Raw genomic sequence first — 16,645 nt, 5'->3', positions numbered from 1 at the left:
ATGGCAGCCCGTCGCCCCCGCCCCGGACGCACCCTCATCATCTTCTTCCTCGGCCTCGCCGTCTGTTACGGACTGGTGGCGCTCGCCGGGAGCTGGAAGCCCACCCTGGGTCTCGACCTCCAGGGCGGTACCCGGATCACGCTGACCGCCGAGAAGGCGCCGAGCAGCGAGAACCTCGAAGAGGCCCGCCGGATCATCGACCAGCGTGTCAACGGCTCCGGTGTTGCCGAGGCGGCCGTGACCACGCAGGGCGGCAAGAACATCGTCGTCGAGGTCCCCGGCAAGACGACCAACCGCGCGCAGCTCGAGGAGACCGTCAAGCGGCAGGCGCAGCTCCGGTTCCGCCTCGTTGCGTGCTCCGAGCGCAACCAGAGCGGCCCGTGTGCGCAGGCCAGCGGTCTCCCTGGTGGCTTGGGCCGTGCCCCGCTGTCCCTGGGAGCCGACGAGGAGCCGACGCCGACGCCGACGGCGACGGACACCGCGACCGGCACGGCCGATCCCTCGGCCGACCCGAGTGCGGACCCGTCCGCCGACCCGAGCGCGACGCCGACCGCTCCCACCGCGACCGACCCGGGTGGCGATGGTGAGAAGTGGACCGTCAAGGACGACATCGCGTGGTCCCGCGCTCCTGACGCGGAAGCCACTGCGGCGTACAACAACTACACCTGCGACACCAAGGGTGTGCTGCTCACCCTCGACGGCAAGCCCGCGGACCTGCCGGATGTCTGGGACGAGCCGATCGTTGCCTGCTCGCAGCCGGAGGACGGCCAGTCGATCAAGTACCTCCTCGGCCGCTCGGTCGTCGAAGGCACCGAACTCGACGACGCCAGTGCGACGACGCCCCAGAACGGTGTCGGCTGGGTCGTGGCCATCGAGATGGGCAACGACAAGAAGAAGGCCTTGCCCAAGGGCTCCGCCGGCGCCTCGACCGACTTCGAAGCGGTGTCGCGTGCCTTCGCCGGTACCGACGAGCAGTTCGCCGTCGTCCTCGACAGCCTGGTCCTGACCGACCCGGTCATGAACAGCGTCATCACCGATGGCCGCTCGCAGATCGAGGGCAATTTCACCGAGCAGAGCGCGCTCGACCTGGCCAACAGCCTCAAGTTCGGCGCGCTGCCGATCCTCTTCGACGACGAGCAGACCTCGGTCGAGGAGATCGGGCCCTCCCTCGCGGGCAACCAGCTCAACGCCGGCATGCTGGCCGGTGCCATCGGCCTCGTGCTGGTGATGCTGTACTGCCTCTTCTACTACCGCGGCCTCGGCCTGGTGGTCGTGAGCTCGCTCTTCGTCGCAGCCGGCGTCACCTACGCCATGGTGCTGCTGCTCAGTGAGACGGCCGGCTTCACGCTGACCCTTCCCGGTATCGCCGGTCTGATCATCGCCGTCGGCATCACCGCGGACTCGTTCGTCATCTTCTTCGAACGTATCCGTGACGAGATGCGTGAGGGCAAGTCGATGCGGGTTGCTGTCGAGACCGGATGGGCGCGAGCCCGCGTCACCCGGGTCGCGGCCAACACGGTGCAGTTGCTGTCCGCCTTTGTGCTCTACGTCTTCGCCAGCGGCGCGGTGAAGGGCTTCGGTTTCGCGCTCGGACTGACCACGTTGATCGACCTCGCGGTGCTCTTCTGGTTCACCAAGCCGCTGGTGTCCTGGCTCGCCCAGTTCAAGGCCTTCAACTCCGGACACAAGCTGTCGGGTCTCAGCAAGGAGACGCTCGGTATGGATGTCACGCCCGACCGCAAGGTTGCGACCGTGGGGGGTAAGGCCTGATGGGCAAGATGTCCCGACTGGGCAACGACCTCTACCAGGGTCGCAAGTCCTTCAACTTCGTCGGCAAGCCCTGGCTCTGGTACGCCGTCTCGATCGTCCTGGTGGGCGTCGCCGTGGCCGTGCTGTTCCTCAAGCCCCTCAACATGGGTGTCGAGTTCACCGGCGGTACGACGCTCTCGGTCCCGGTCGGATCCGGCAACGCGACGCAGGACGCTGCCGACGCGCTGCAGGAGGCGGTCGCAGGTTCCGGTATCGAGAACGCCGAGAACCCGACGGTCACCACCGAGGGCAACTCGGCGCTGACCGTTCAGGTGGAGAACCTCAGCGAGCAGCAGCGCACCGAGATGTCGGAACTCATCCACGACAAGTACCCCGACGTCACCGAGGGCGACCTGTCCATCCAGGACATCGGTCCCAGCTGGGGCCAGGAAGTCGCCGAGCGCGCTGCCATCGGCGTCGTGATCTTCCTGATCCTCGTGGTCCTGTTCATCTGGGCGTACTTCCGCGAGTGGCGGATGTCCGTCGCGGCGTTCGTCGCGCTGGTCCACGACGTCGTGCTGACGGTCGGTGTCTATGCGCTGTCCGGCTTCCAGGTCACTCCGGCAGCGGTCACTGGTGTGCTCGCCATCCTCGGCTTCTCGCTCTACGACACGGTCGTGGTGTTCGACAAGATCAAGGAGAACACCCACCAACTCCGCAAGAAGACGCAGTCGTACTCCGACGCGGCGAACCTCGCGGTCAACCAGACGCTGGTCCGGTCGATCAACACCTCGATCGTGGCGCTCATCCCGATCGGCGCGATCCTGTACGTCAGCGCCGTCCAGTTGGGTGCGAGCTCGCTCCAGGACCTGGCTCTCGCCCAGTTCGTCGGTATGGCGATCGGTGTCTACTCCTCGGTGATGCTCGCGCCTCGCGTGCTGGTGCACCTGAAGATGCAGGAGACCGAGGTGCAGCTCCAGGCGCGTCGCGCGAAGGCCAAGCAGCGTGCCCTGGCCGACAAGTACGCCGCGGTGCCCGTGTTCAAGGACGAGACAGCTGTCGTCGGCGGCCGGGCCGTGAGCAACGCCGAAGGTGTCGAGGAGCCGGACGAACTCCGCGAGGTCCACGACGAACCGGGCAGCGCCGAGACGCCGAAGGCGTCGCGACCGCAGACCCAGGGTGCTGTGGGCAAGGGCCGGATCGTTCCGACCGCCACGCGTCCGGTCAGCGAGAGCGGAGCCTCCGGTCGCAAGCAGCCGGTTCGCAAGTCGCGCTCGAAGCGCGGCAAGAAGTAACGACGCCAGTGGGGGAGAGTGCGGGAGCGCGCGCAACCGACGCGTTGACGCGCCTGGTGCGTGATGTCCCGGACTTCCCCGAGCCGGGGATCCTGTTCAAGGACATCACTCCGCTGCTGGCGGACCCGCACGGGTTCGCCGCTGTGGTCGATGCCCTGGCCGGTGCCGGCCGCGGTCCTGACGGACTGCCGAACGTCGACAAGGTCATTGGCATGGAGGCGCGCGGTTTCATTCTCGCCGCCCCGGTCGCCCTGGCCCTCGGCGTCGGCTTCGTGCCGGTCCGCAAGGCGGGCAAGCTGCCGGCCGCGACACACCAGGTCTCCTACGAACTGGAGTACGGCGCCGCCGTACTCGAGTTGCATCAGGATGCTCTGGCCCCGGGGGACCGGGTGCTGCTCATCGACGACGTACTCGCCACCGGTGGGACCGCGCGCGCGACCTGCGAGCTCGTGTCCGCGTGTGGGGCGGAGTCGGTCGGTCTGGCCGTGCTGATGGAGCTGGGATTCCTGTCGGGTCGGGCACAGGTGGGGAGCCTCCCCGTGACGGCACTGCTGGCCGTCTGAGACCCATACACTGGACGCATGACCGAGGAACGCACGCCCGCACGCGTTGAACCGCGTGACGACGCTGCGCCCACGGAACCCGCGAACCCCGCCCCGGCCGTTGCGGAACCCGCCGCCACCGCGCGCAGCATGCGGGCCCGGCTGGCCCGGATGGGCAACCGCAACCAGGGTTCCAATCCCGTCCTGGAGCCGTTGTTCCGCGCCGTACGGACCAATCACCCGAAGGCCGACCTCGCCCTGCTCGAGCGGGCGTACGTTATCGCCGAGCGCCTCCACGCCGACCAGAAGCGCAAGAGCGGCGACCCGTACATCACCCACCCGCTGGCTGTGACCACGATCCTCGCCGGCATCGGCATGACCGAGCCGACGCTCGTCGCGGCGCTGCTCCACGACACGGTCGAGGACACGCCGTACACGCTGGAGGAGTGTCGACGCGACTTCGGCGACGAGGTGGCGGCGCTCGTCGACGGGGTCACGAAGCTCGACAAGGTCGTCTACGGCGACAGCGCCCAGGCCGAGACCATCCGCAAGATGATCGTCGCGATGTCGCGCGACATCCGGGTCCTCGTCATCAAGTTGGCCGACCGTCTGCACAACATGCGCACGCTGCGTTTCGTGCCGCAGAAGAGCCAGGAGCGCACGGCGCGCGAGACGCTCGACATCTATGCGCCGCTGGCCCACCGGCTCGGCATGAACACCATCAAGTGGGAGTTGGAGGATCTCGCGTTCTCCACCCTCCATCCGAAGATCTACGACGAGATCGTGCGCCTGGTTGCCGAGCGAGCGCCGTCGCGCGACTCGTTCCTGGCCGAGGTGATCACCCAGGTCGAGAAGGACCTGCGGGAAGCGAAGATCAAGGCGACCGTGACCGGACGCCCGAAGCACTACTACTCGATCTACCAGAAGATGATCGTCGGCGGTCGCGACTTCTCCGACATCTACGACCTGGTCGGCATCCGCATCCTCGTCGAGGAGGACCGCGACTGCTACGGCGTCCTCGGTGTCCTGCACTCGCGCTGGAACCCCGTGCTCGGGCGGTTCAAGGACTACGTCGCGATGCCGAAGTTCAACATGTACCAGTCGTTGCACACCTCGGTGATCGGCCCGATGGGCAAGCCGGTGGAGATGCAGATCCGGACCTTCGCCCAGCACCGGCGGGCCGAGTACGGCGTCGCGGCCCACTGGAAGTACAAGGAAGACGGCCGCACCGGCACGGACACCGACAAGCGCGCCGACATGGACGACATGTCGTGGGTGCGCCAGCTCCTGGACTGGCAGAGCGAGGTCGAGGACCCGGGCGAGTTCCTGGAGTCGTTGCGCTTCGAGATCAACCAGACCGAGACCTACGTCTTCACCCCGCGTGGCGACGTCATCGCGCTGCCGTCGGGCGCGACGCCCGTCGACTTCGCGTACGCCGTCCACACCGAGGTCGGCCACCGCACCATCGGTGCGCGCGTCAATGGGCGCCTGGTGCCCTTGGAGTCGACCCTCGAGAACGGCGACGTGATCGAGGTCTTCACCTCCAAGGCCGAAGGCGCCGGACCCTCACGTGACTGGCTGAACTTCGTCCGCTCGCCGCGTGCGAAGTCCAAGATCCGCCAGTGGTTCACGAAGGAACGTCGCGAAGAGGCGATCGAGCGCGGCAAGGACGAGATCGGCAAGTTGATGCGCAAGGAGGGCCTGCCCCTCAAGCGCCTGCTGACGCACGACTCGCTCTCGCTGGTTGCCGACGCCTTCCGTCTCGCCGACGTGACGGCGCTCTACGCCGCCGTGGGGGAGAGCAACCTCAGCGCCCAGGCGGTCGTCCGGCGGGTGATCGAACTGCACGGTGGTGACGAAGGCGCCCAGGAGGACCTCGCCGAGGCCGTCACCATCACCGGTCGCAGCCGGTCCCGTCGACCCGCCAGCGGTGACGCCGGCGTCATGGTCACCGGGGCCCCCGACGTGTGGGTGAAGCTCGCCAAGTGCTGCACCCCGGTGCCGCCCGACTCGATTCTCGGCTTCGTCACCAAGGGCGGGGGAGTCTCGGTCCACCGCAAGGACTGTACGAACGCCGCCGACCTGCTCGGCCAGCCTGAGAAGGTCGTCGATGTCGAATGGGCCCCGACCGGCCAGTCGACGTTCCTGGTCAACATCCAGGTCGAAGCCCTCGACCGCTCACGCCTGCTGTCCGACATCACCATGGCGCTCTCCGACGCCCACGTGAACATCCTGTCCGCGAACCTCACCACCTCCCGCGACCGGGTCGCCAAGTCCCGGTTCACCTTCGAGATGGCCGACGCCAAGCACCTGGACACGGTCCTGAACAACGTGCGCACCGTTCCTGGCGTCTTCGACGCCTACCGCGTCACCCAGTAGGGCCGCCCGCTGCAGGAATACCCGCTTCAGCGGGGATTCCTGCGCTTCCCGACTGTTGCAACGGCCAAGATGCGCAGGTAAACGTCAGGAAGTGCGGCGGCGCCGGCGATTTCCACAGGCTCGAATCTGGGTGCCTGTCAGGCAGCGGACGGGGGAAGTCTGTGAAGCATGTTCCTGCCACCGGAAGACCCGCGACTCACACCCATCGGCCTACGCCGTGATCTGATCGCGCGCGGTGACCACTCCGATCGCTCCCTGGCGCGAGCTGTTCGATCTGGTGCACTGGCCCGACCGCGGCGCGGGGCCTACGTCACCGGCGAGGCATGGCGAGCGATGACGGCCGAGCAGCGCTACGCGGTCACGTGCCGAGCGGCCTACCTGCAGGCAAGAACGGGCGTGATTCTCAGCCACGCGTCGGCCGTGCCGTTCCATTGCGGACCGGTGTGGGGATTCGATCAGAGCGTCGTGCACCTGACTCGCGAAGATGGTTTCTCGGGCCGCAGGGAGGCGGGGATCCAACGACACTGCGGCCGGCTTCTCGCGGGCGATGTCGTCGAGACGCACGGTTTGCTGGTCATGTCGGCTCTGCGGGCGACCCTGGAGGCGACAATCCTGGGCTCCGCAGAAGCGGGACTGGTCGTTGCCAATCACTTCTTGCACCGAGGGGACATTGATGCAGCGAACCTCGTGGCCCGCTATGAGATGTCGATGGAGCATTGGCCGTACTCATTGACGACCGACACCGTGCTGCGGTTGGCGGATCCACGAATCGAGTCCGTTGGCGAGTCGCGCACGTCGTACTTCTTCTTTGCGCGCAGTCTGCCGAAGCCCGTTCCGCAGTTCGAGGTGTACGACGGCGCGGTGCTTGTCGCGCGGCTCGACTTTGCGCTCCCAGAGCACGGGATCTGGATCGAGTTTGATGGCCGCGTGAAGTACGAGCAGTACTTGCGCCCAGGAGAGACGCCTGCTGACGCAGTCCTGAGGGAGAAGCGACGCGAGGAGTTGATTGCCGAACTCACCGGATGGCGGTGCCTGCGCATCACGTGGGCCGACCTCGCCGACCCCGGCAACCTGGAGGTTCGTGTGCGGCGACTGATCGCGTCCGTGGCCGCGGCTCGCGCACGTCGTACCGCATCGTGAAAGGCTTCAGGTGTCGGACTCCCTGACGCTTTCTTGCGCTTCCTGCCCGTTGCAACGGCCAAGGAGTGCAGGAATACCCGCTTCAGCGGGTATACCTGCAGCACCCCGTCAGCGGTAGTCCGCAGACGCCTTCTTCGCCATGTCCAGGAACGACCGGCGGCCTTCGAGGTTCTCTTCGAGGTCGCGGATCTTCTTGGCGTCACCCTTGGCGCGGGCGGCTTCGAGTTTGGCCTCGGCTTCGGCGATGGCGGCTTCGAGCTTGGACACCATGTCGTCGGCGCGGGCCGACTTCTCGGGGTCGGACTTGCGCCACTGGTCGTCCTCGGCCTTGCGGATGGTCTGCTCGACGGCGCGCATGCGGCCTTCGAGGTCCTTGATCCGGTCGCGCGGAACCTTTCCGGCTTCGTCCCAGCGGTCGGCGACGAGACGGAACGCGGCCTTGGCGGCGACGACGTCGCCGGTTTCGGCGAGTGGGCCGAGGACGGCTTCGGCCTCGACGATCAAGCTTTCCTTGACCTCGGCGTTGGCGGCGAACTCGGTGTCGAGGGCGGCGTTGGCGGCGTCACGAGCTCCGAAGAACGAGTCCTGGGCGCCGCGGAAGCGCTGCCAGAGCTTGTCGTCGACGTTCTTCGGCGCGGGGCCGGCGGCCTTCCAGTCGCGCATCAGGTCGCGGTACTTGCCCGAGGTCGGGCCCCAGTCGGTGGAACTGGAGAGGGCCTCGGCCTCGGTGGCCAGGCGCTCCTTGATGATGCGAGCGCCCTCGCGCTTCTCGTCCTGTTCGGCGAAGTGCCCCTTGCGGGCCTTCGTGTACGCCGACCGGGCGGTCGAGAAACGCTTCCAGAGCGCGTCGTCGGCGGCCTTGTCGATGCGGGGCAGTTGCTTCCACTGGTCGAGGAGCTCGCGCAGCCGGTTGGCGCCGTTGCGCCAGTCGCGGCCGCCGGCGATCTTCTCGGCCTCGACGGCGAGCTTCTCCTTCTGCTCGCGCGCCTCGGTGGCCTTCTGCGCCTTGATGGCCTTGCGGGCCTCGCGCTGGATGGCGATGACCGGGCCGAGTTCGTCGAGCTTGCGCCCGAGGATGGCCAGGTCGCCCACCGCATGGATGTCGGCGAGTTGGTCGCGTACGAGCTTCACCGAGGAGACAGCCTCTTCGGGGGACAGGACCCCCGAAATCACTCTCTTGTGGAGCAGGTCCACTTCGAGCGCGATGTTGTCGTAGCGCTTCGTGTAGAAGGCCAGGGCTTCCTCGGGAGGCACGTCGGGGACCTGCCCAACCGCGCGTTCGCCATCGGATGTCTTCACATAGACGGTGCCGTCATCAGCTACGCGGCCCCAGTCGGAGGTAGTCACAGTGGGCCATGCTAGTGCCGAACCCTCAGGCCGATAGGCTGGGTCGGTGCTCATCGCTGCCTTCCCCGCTGGACCGTGGGGCACCAATTGCTATGTCGCGGCCACCGGAGCGGGTTCTGAGTGCATCGTGATCGACCCGGGCAAGGACGCAGCCAGCGGCGTCGCCGACGTCGTCCGGGAGCACAACCTCAAGCCGGTCGCCGTGTTGTTGACGCACGGCCACATCGATCACATGTGGTCGGTGACCCCTGTCGCGGGCGCGTACGACGCGACTGCGTGGATCCACCCCGATGACCGGCACCTGTTGGCCAATCCCATGGCTGGCATGTCCGCCGAGACTGCAGGCATGCTCCTCGGCGGCAAGTACGAGTTCACGGAGCCCGACCGCGTCGAGGAGCTCGCCGACGGCGCCGCCCTCGAGCTCGCCGGGCTGCAGGTCGTCGTGGACCACACGCCCGGCCACACGCCCGGCTCGGTGACGTTCCGGACGCCGTACGGCGACCAAGACATCTCGGAGCTGATGTTCTCCGGTGACCTGCTGTTCCAGGGCTCGATCGGTCGCACCGATCTGCCCGGCGGCGATCATGCCGCCATGCTTCGCTCGCTCACCTCGAAGGTGTTGCCGCTGGCCGACGACATCGTCGTGCTGCCCGGCCACGGCGAACAGACGTCCATCGGTCGCGAGCGTGCGTCCAACCCCTTCCTGCTGGATCTGCTCGACTCGGGTTCCGCAGGCCGAGTGACCAGAGGTCTGTAGTTCCATGGCCAAGCCCACCCCGCTCAGCGGGTTTCCCGAGTTCCTGCCTGCGCAGCGTCACGTCGAGCAGGAGGTCGTGGCGACCCTGGCGCGCACCTTCGAACTGCACGGCTTCGCCAACATCGAGACCCGTGCGGTCGAGCCTCTCGACCAGTTGCTGCGCAAGGGCGACACCTCCAAGGAGGTCTACGTCCTCAAGCGCCTGCACGACGAGTCGGGCAAGGACGCCGGGATCGGGCTGCACTTCGACCTCACGGTGCCCTTTGCGCGCTACGTCCTGGAGAACGCCGGAAAGCTGGAGTTCCCCTTCCGCCGCTACCAGATCCAGAAGGTCTGGCGCGGTGAACGACCCCAGGAAGGGCGCTTCCGCGAGTTCACGCAGGCCGACATCGACATCGTCGGCCGCGACGACCTGCCCTTCCACCACGACGTGGAGGTCGCCCGGGTCATGCTCGAGGCCCTCTCGCGCCTCGCCAACCCAGAATCGATCGGGCTCCCGGGGTTCCGGCTCCAGGTCAACAACCGCAAGTTGATCCAGGGCTTCTACGCCGGCCTCGGCATCTCCGTCGCCGGGATCGACGAGGTGATGCGCCTCGTCGACAAGCTCGACAAGCTCGACCCCGCAAAGGTTCGCGAGTTGCTGCTCACTGAAGCGGGCGTCACGGAGGACCAGGCCGACAAGGCCCTTGCCCTGGCGACGATCCGCACGACTGACGACACCTTTGTCGACCAGGTCCGCGCCCTCGGGGTCAAGGACGAACTCCTCGACGAGGGCCTCGACGAGCTCGCGACCCTGGTCCGTGCGTGCAGTCCGTTCGCCACCGACACGGTTCGGATCGAGGCGGACCTGTCGATCGCGCGCGGCCTGGACTACTACACCGGCACGGTGTTCGAGACCCGCCTCGACGGCTACGAGTCGCTGGGCTCGATCTGCTCGGGCGGTCGCTACGACGCCCTCGCCAGCGACGGTCGTACGACGTACCCCGGCGTGGGCATCTCGCTCGGCGTCAGCCGCGTGCTGGTGCCTCTCGTCCAGCGCGGCCTGCTCACCTCGAACCGCTCGGTCCCGAGCGTGGTTCTGGTTGCCCTCACCAACGAGGACGCCCGCGCCGAGGCAGACGCGACCGCGACCGCGCTGCGTGCGCGGGGCATTCCCTGCGAGGTGGCACCGACCGCTGCGAAGTTCGGCAAGCAGATCCGTCACGCTGAGCGGCGTGGCATTCCGTACGTCTGGTTCTCCTCGCTCGCTGAGGGCGGCGCTGAGGGCGGCGCTGAGGACGGCACCGTGAACCACGAGGTCAAGGACATCCGCGACGGAAACCAGGTCGCAGCAGACCCGGCGACGTGGCAGCCTCCGAGCCAGGACCTGCGCCCGCGGGTTCTGGCCATCTCCACCACTGAAATCACCACCGACTCCACCGAAAAGGAACTCTCGTGATCCGCACCCAGGACGCCGGCGCACTCCGCGCCGAGCACGTCGGCCAGACCGTCACCCTTGCCGGGTGGGTGGCCAACCGGCGCGACCACGGCGGTGTGGCCTTCATCGACCTCCGCGAGTCCAGCGGGATCGTCCAGGTCGTCATCCGTGACGAGGCCGTCGCGCACAGCCTGCGTGCAGAGTTCTGCCTCAAGGTGACCGGCGAGGTCGTCGCCCGCATCGAGGGCAACGAGAACCCCAACCTGCCCACCGGTGCGATCGAGGTCGTGGCGACCGAGGTCGAGGTGCTGAACCCCGCTGCTCCGCTGCCGTTCCCGATCAGCGACCACGTCGACGTCGGCGAGGAGGTGCGCCTCAAGCACCGCTACCTCGACCTGCGCCGCAGCGGCCCTGCGCACGCCCTCCGGCTGCGCAGCAAGGTCAACAAGGCCGCCCGCGACGTGCTGGACCAGCACGGCTTCGTCGAGGTGGAGACGCCGACCCTGACCCGGTCGACGCCCGAAGGCGCACGCGACTTCCTGGTGCCTGCTCGTCTCGCGCCGGGCAGCTGGTACGCCCTGCCCCAGAGCCCGCAGCTGTTCAAGCAGTTGCTCATGGTCGGCGGCCTCGAGCGGTACTACCAGATCGCGCGCTGCTACCGCGACGAGGACTTCCGTGCCGACCGCCAGCCCGAGTTCACCCAGCTCGACATCGAGCTGAGCTTCGCCGACCAGGAGGACGTCATTGCCCTCATGGAGGACGTGCTCGCCGCGATGTGGGACCAGATCGGTTACGACATCCCGCGTCCGATCCCGCGCATGACGTACGCCGACGCGATGGCTCGCTTCGGGTCCGACAAGCCGGACCTCCGCATGGGCAACGAGCTCGTCGACTGCACCGAGTACTTCAAGGAAACGACGTTCCGCGTCTTCCAGGCCGAGTACGTCGGCGCGGTGGTGATGCCCGGTGGCGCCAGCCAGCCGCGCAAGAAGCTCGACGCCTGGCAGGAGTGGGCCAAGCAGCGCGGCGCCAAGGGACTGGCGTATGTGCTCGTCACCGAGGACGGCTCGCTCGGCGGTCCGGTGGCCAAGAACCTTTCCGAGACCGAACAGGCCGGCCTGGCTGCCCACGTCGGTGCCGAGCCGGGGGACTGCATCTTCTTCGGTGCCGGCGCCACCAAGTCCAGCCGTGCCCTCCTGGGTGCTGCCCGACTGGAGATCGGCCGTCGCTGCGACCTCATCGACGAGGACGCCTTTGCGTTCACGTGGGTGGTCGACGCCCCGATGTTCGAGCCCGCCTCCGACGCTGTCGCGTCCGGTGACGTGGCCGTGGGCGCCGGCGCATGGACCGCCGTGCACCACGCGTTCACCGGCCCCAAGCCCGAGTTCGCCGACACCTTCGACACCGACCCCGGCAGCGCCCTGGCCTACGCCTACGACATCGTCTGCAATGGCAGCGAACTCGGCGGTGGCTCGATCCGGATCCACCGTGAGGACGTCCAGAAGCGCGTCTTCTCGGTGATGGGCATCAGCGAGGAGGACGCCCAGGAGAAGTTCGGGTTCCTTCTCGACGCCTTCAAGTTCGGCGCGCCGCCGCACGGCGGCATCGCTGTCGGCATGGACCGCATCGTCGCGATGCTGGCCAAGGTGGACTCGATTCGTGAGGTGATCGCGTTCCCGAAGTCCGGTGGCGGCTACGACCCGTTGACGGCTGCTCCTGCGCCCATCACGGCCGATCAGCGCAAGGAAGCCGGTGTGGACGCCCGTCCGGAGGACGAAACCAAGTCCTGACCGTTCGGGCCGGAAGGATTTTCCGGTAGGTCGAGACCAAACCGTTACCGCGTCGCTATCGCTTTGGCGCAACCGGAGCACCTAATGTCGCTCGCGGTGCCGACATCGGACGGCACTGAACGGGACGGCTCACAACGTCCCGTTGGCGGCGAGCAACGGGACGTAGAGGTGACATGACCACCACGGTGAGCAACCTCGAGAGCGAGGGTCTGCCCGACCCCACCGGTCATCCGGACGACATGGATCGCGGCAAGGTCGAGGGCAAGTCACCGACACGACTCGCGATGGAGCGGTTCCGCAAGGACAAGCTCTCGATGGTGTCGTTCATCATCGTGGCGCTCTACATCATCGGCGGGATCCTGGCGCCGTTGCTGGTGAAGTTCGGTGTGCTCGACCCGACCAGCTACCACCAGAACCTGCTCAACGAGTTCACCCTTCCTGACGGTCCGCTCGGCGGCATCAGCTGGAGCCATCCGCTGGGTGTGGAGCCCGGCACCGGCCGCGACGTCATGGCCCGGGTGTGGCTCGGTACGACGCTGTCGCTCACGATCGCCCTCATCGCGAGCCTCCTCGCGATGGCCATCGGCACGGTCCTCGGCATCATTGCGGGCTTCACCGGGGGCTTCACGGACGGCATCATCGGCCGACTGATCGACCTGACCCTTTCGTTCCCCTCGACGCTGATGCTGCTGGCCCTGTCGGCGCCGATGTATGCACTGCTCACCAAGAACTTGAATGTGCCCGAGGGTGACCTGGCCTGGGCGACGTACGTCGTCGTCTTCCTGGCGCTCTTCGGTTGGCCGCCCATTGCGCGGCTGATCCGCGGACAGGTGCTGTCGATCCGCGAACGCGAGTTCGTGCACGCGGCGACCCTGTTCGGCGCTTCGCGGTTCCGGATGTACTTCAAGGAGATCCTGCCGAACCTGTGGGCGCCGCTGCTGGTGTCGTTCACGCTCCTGCTGCCGGCGTACATCTCGGCGGAGGCTGCCCTGAGCTATCTCGGCGTCAGCATCAAGCCGCCGACGCCGACCCTGGGCAACGTGCTGCGCGACTCGCTCAACTACGCGCAGTTCGACTTCGTCTACTTCTTCTCGCCCGCTTTCGCCATCGCGTTGATCGTCGTCTGCTTCAACCTCCTCGGCGACGGCATGCGTGATGCCCTCGACCCGAAGTCCAACCGATAACCCAAGATCTTCGACGGCAGGTCGCCGCCGAATGTGCCGCCGTCAGGCGCGTACACACTGAAGGAGAATTCATGGCCAACACTCGAAAGCGGCTGCTCGCGGCGTCCGCTACGGCTGCCTTGGTGGTCTCTCTCGCCGCCTGTGGCGGTGGAAGCAGCGACGATGACGACTCGTCGAACCCGACGAAAGCCACGAAGGGCGGGACGCTGACCTACCTGCTCGCCAGCCCGATGGGCCACACGGACCCGCACCGGGTCTACGTCGGCCGTGACATCAGCAACCTCAGTCGCACCGTCTACCGCCAGCTCGTCACCTTCCCGACCGCGACCGACATCGAGACCGCCAACACGCCGGTCGCCGACCTCGCAACCGACACGGGTACGTCCAGCGACGACGGCAAGGTGTGGAAGTTCACCGTCAAGGACGGCGTCACCTGGCAGGACGGCAAGGACATCACGTGTGAGGACTTCAAGTACGGAGCCTCGCGTGCCTTCGCCAACGACGTCATCACCGGTGGCCCGAACTACCTCCTGAGCTACCTCGACATCCCCTCGGATGCCGACGGCGCTCCGGTCTACAAGGGCCCCTACACCGACAAGGGCCAGGCGGACTTCGACAAGGCCGTCACCTGCGACGGCAAGACCATCACGTACAACTTCAAGAAGGCGTGGCCGGACTTCCCGCTCGCCATCGCGGCGTTGCACATGCTGGACCCGTACCGCGCCGACCTCGACAAGGGTGAGGGCTCCAACTTCGAGATCTTCTCGAACGGCCCGTACATGCTCGAGGGCAAGTGGGACGAGAACAAGGGCGGCACGCTCGTTCGCAACCCGGAGTACGACGCTTCGACGGACTCCCCGGAGAACCGTCAGGCCAACCCGGAGAAGATCATCTTCGACATTGGCAAGACGCCGGAGACGATCAACGACCTGCTGATCCAGGACAACGCCGAGGTTCAGGCTGCTGTCACCGGTACGCGCGTCCTGCCGCAGTACATCGCCCAGGCTTCGGCCCTCAAGGACCGTTACCAGAACGTCGAGTCGCCGTACGTCGACTACCTGGTGCCGAACACCAAGCGGCTCTCGCTGGAGGTTCGTGAGGCGCTTGCCGTCGCCACGAACGTCGAGGCGTGGATCACCGCCGGTGGTGGCGAGAAGTTCTACAAGAAGGCCGACTCGATCGTGAACCCGGTTGTTCCGGGCTACCAGCCGGTCGAGCAGTTCAAGGACCTGGGCGCCGGCGACCCCGACGCCGCCAAGAAGATCCTTGAAGATGCGGGTGTCAAGCTGCCGTACAAGCTCAAGTTCACGTACGACGGTGCGTCGGAGACTGCTGACAAGCAGGCTGCTGCGCTGAAGGAGACGTGGGACAAGTCGGGCTTCGAGACGACGCTCAACCCGCTGACCGACGCCTACTACCCGACCATCCAGGACCCCAACGCTGACTCGGACGTCACGTGGGCCGGTTGGGGTGCGGACTGGCCGTCGGCACTGACGGTCACCGCTCCGCTGTTCGACAGCCGCATCAACCTCACGCCGTCCTCCAACAACCAGGACTACGGCAACTACAAGAGCGACGAGTTCAACAAGCTCGTCGACGAGGCGCAGGCTGCCGGCACGCTCGAAGAGCAGACGAAGGCCCTCCAGGCCGCTGACGCGGTTCTTGGTAAGGACTACGCCTACGTCCCGCTCGAGATCTCGCTGTTCAACTGGGTGCACGGGTCGAAGGTCAACTTCGCCACCACCCCGGCGTCCAACGGGTTCGCGGACCTGGGGCTGATCAGCGTCAAGTGATTCATCCCGGTGGGTGAGGAGTCCAGGTGGCGCCTCACCCACCACCGGGGTGCTCGTTCCTGAGCACACCCACACCACCGCGCAGCCGGATGGACCCGGACTCAGTCCGTGTCCATCCGGCCGCCGGAGTGGCCCAGGTGTCTCGGGCCCTCCCCTTTTCCGTCGCCATCGACCCCTGAGGTGATTCCCGCATGCTGGCCTACGTCATCCGCCGCATCTTCGTCGGCGCCGCGATGCTTCTGGCGATGAGCCTGGTGACGTTCACGCTGTTCTTCGCCTCGCCCGTCGACCCGGCGCAGTACGCCTGTGGCAAGAACTGCTCGCCCGTCCAGCGCGAGCAGGCCCGCAAGGCACTCGGCTACCCGTCGCGCGATGGCGGCGTCTGGGAGAGCAACATCAAGGGCCCCGCCGAGATGTGGGGCACCTTCGCCAAGGGCATCGTGAACGGCCGTCAGTTCCCGGCAGACGAAGAGCTCCGCAAGGCTGCCCCGGAGAACGTCGTCGACTGTGCGGCACCCTGCTTCGGCTACTCGACCTACAGCGTCAAGACCGTCAACGAGATGGTGGGCGAGGCTCTGCCCGTCACCTTCTCCATCGCTCTGGCAGCCGTGATCATCTGGATCTTCTTCGGCGTGCTGATCGGTGTCCTGGCGGCAGTGACCAAGGGATCGTTCCTCGATCGCGGCATCGTCGGCACGTCCCTGTTCCTCTACGCGTTCCCCTCGTTCTTCATCGGTACGTTCCTGCTGCGCTACATCTCCATCAAGTGGGAGATCTATCCGCTGCCGACGTACACATCGATCGCTGACGGCGGAGTCCTCGAATGGGCCTCCAACCTGCTGCTCCCGGCGGTGACCCTGGCCATGCTCTACATGGCCGGCTACGTCCGGATGACGCGTGCCTTCGTCCTCGAGTCGCAGGCAGAGGACTACGTCCGGACGGCGCGGGCCAAGGGCCTCGCGACGCGGAAGGTCCTGTTCAAGCACGCGCTCCGGGCCGCGCTGACGCCGCTGGTCACCATGGCCGGTCTCGACTTCGCCAGCGTCCTGGGCGGCGCGATCATCACCGAGTCGATCTTCAACTTCAACGGTCTCGGCAAGCTCGCGGTCTCGGCGAACACCAACTACGACCTGCCTGTCCTGATCGGGATCGTGCTCATCGCGGGTGCCTTCGTGATCACCGCCAACATCATCGTCGACATCCTCTATGCATTCATCGACCCGCGGGTGCGGGTCGGCTAGGAGACGCCTCC

At 66.8% G+C, this 16,645-nt stretch carries 12 protein-coding genes; 11 read left to right on the top strand and 1 reads right to left on the bottom strand.

What is annotated here, in order from left to right; all coding sequences use genetic code 11:
- The 5 genes from secD (at nt 1) to HRC28_RS16560 (ending at nt 7,105) form a co-directional block, all read left to right on the top strand.
- Complete coding sequence (secD, locus tag HRC28_RS16580) at nt 1-1,770, top strand: protein translocase subunit SecD (protein ID WP_182376563.1); 1,770 nt, start codon at nt 1-3, stop codon at nt 1,768-1,770.
- Complete coding sequence (secF, locus tag HRC28_RS16575; protein WP_182376562.1) at nt 1,770-3,044, top strand: protein translocase subunit SecF; 1,275 nt, start codon at nt 1,770-1,772, stop codon at nt 3,042-3,044. The genes secD and secF overlap by 1 nt, the downstream gene beginning before the upstream one ends.
- A gap of 44 nt (nt 3,045-3,088) precedes the next feature.
- Nucleotides 3,089-3,607, top strand: a complete 519-nt coding sequence (locus HRC28_RS16570; RefSeq protein ID WP_202033429.1) for an adenine phosphoribosyltransferase — start codon at nt 3,089-3,091, stop codon at nt 3,605-3,607.
- A 129-nt stretch (nt 3,608-3,736) separates the two neighbouring features.
- On the top strand, nt 3,737-5,965 hold the full coding sequence (locus HRC28_RS16565) for a bifunctional (p)ppGpp synthetase/guanosine-3',5'-bis(diphosphate) 3'-pyrophosphohydrolase (protein WP_237111862.1): 2,229 nt from the start codon (nt 3,737-3,739) through the stop codon (nt 5,963-5,965).
- Nucleotides 5,966-6,133: 168 nt separating this feature from the next.
- Nucleotides 6,134-7,105, top strand: coding sequence for a type IV toxin-antitoxin system AbiEi family antitoxin domain-containing protein (locus tag HRC28_RS16560; protein WP_182376559.1), 972 nt, complete (start codon nt 6,134-6,136; stop codon nt 7,103-7,105).
- 108 nt (nt 7,106-7,213) lie between these two features.
- Here the strand turns inward: HRC28_RS16560 and HRC28_RS16555 are convergent, their stop codons facing one another.
- Nucleotides 7,214-8,452, bottom strand: coding sequence for a DUF349 domain-containing protein (locus HRC28_RS16555; protein WP_237111534.1), 1,239 nt, complete (start codon nt 8,450-8,452; stop codon nt 7,214-7,216).
- Nucleotides 8,453-8,498: 46 nt separating this feature from the next.
- Between HRC28_RS16555 and HRC28_RS16550 the strand changes: the two genes are divergently transcribed.
- From HRC28_RS16550 to HRC28_RS16525, 6 genes are all read left to right on the top strand, one after another.
- Complete coding sequence (locus HRC28_RS16550) at nt 8,499-9,209, top strand: MBL fold metallo-hydrolase (protein ID WP_182376557.1); 711 nt, start codon at nt 8,499-8,501, stop codon at nt 9,207-9,209.
- Nucleotides 9,210-9,213: 4 nt separating this feature from the next.
- Nucleotides 9,214-10,647, top strand: coding sequence for a histidine--tRNA ligase (gene hisS, locus HRC28_RS16545; protein ID WP_182376556.1), 1,434 nt, complete (start codon nt 9,214-9,216; stop codon nt 10,645-10,647).
- Nucleotides 10,644-12,416 (top strand): aspartate--tRNA ligase, encoded by a 1,773-nt coding sequence (aspS, locus tag HRC28_RS16540; protein WP_182376555.1) that lies wholly within the window; start codon nt 10,644-10,646, stop codon nt 12,414-12,416. The genes hisS and aspS overlap by 4 nt, the downstream gene beginning before the upstream one ends.
- 173 nt (nt 12,417-12,589) lie before the next feature.
- Nucleotides 12,590-13,600 (top strand): ABC transporter permease, encoded by a 1,011-nt coding sequence (locus HRC28_RS16535; protein ID WP_182376554.1) that lies wholly within the window; start codon nt 12,590-12,592, stop codon nt 13,598-13,600.
- Nucleotides 13,601-13,671: 71 nt separating this feature from the next.
- On the top strand, nt 13,672-15,393 hold the full coding sequence (locus tag HRC28_RS16530) for an ABC transporter substrate-binding protein (RefSeq protein WP_182376553.1): 1,722 nt from the start codon (nt 13,672-13,674) through the stop codon (nt 15,391-15,393).
- 191 nt (nt 15,394-15,584) lie between these two features.
- Entirely contained in the window at nt 15,585-16,634 is a 1,050-nt protein-coding gene (locus tag HRC28_RS16525) for an ABC transporter permease (RefSeq protein ID WP_182376552.1), read from the top strand.
- Nucleotides 16,635-16,645 lie beyond the last annotated feature (11 nt).

Origin of the sequence: Nocardioides sp. WS12, assembly GCF_014108865.1 — a bacterium.
GTDB lineage: Bacteria > Actinomycetota > Actinomycetes > Propionibacteriales > Nocardioidaceae > Nocardioides.
This window is presented reverse-complemented; position numbering and strand designations above follow the sequence as displayed.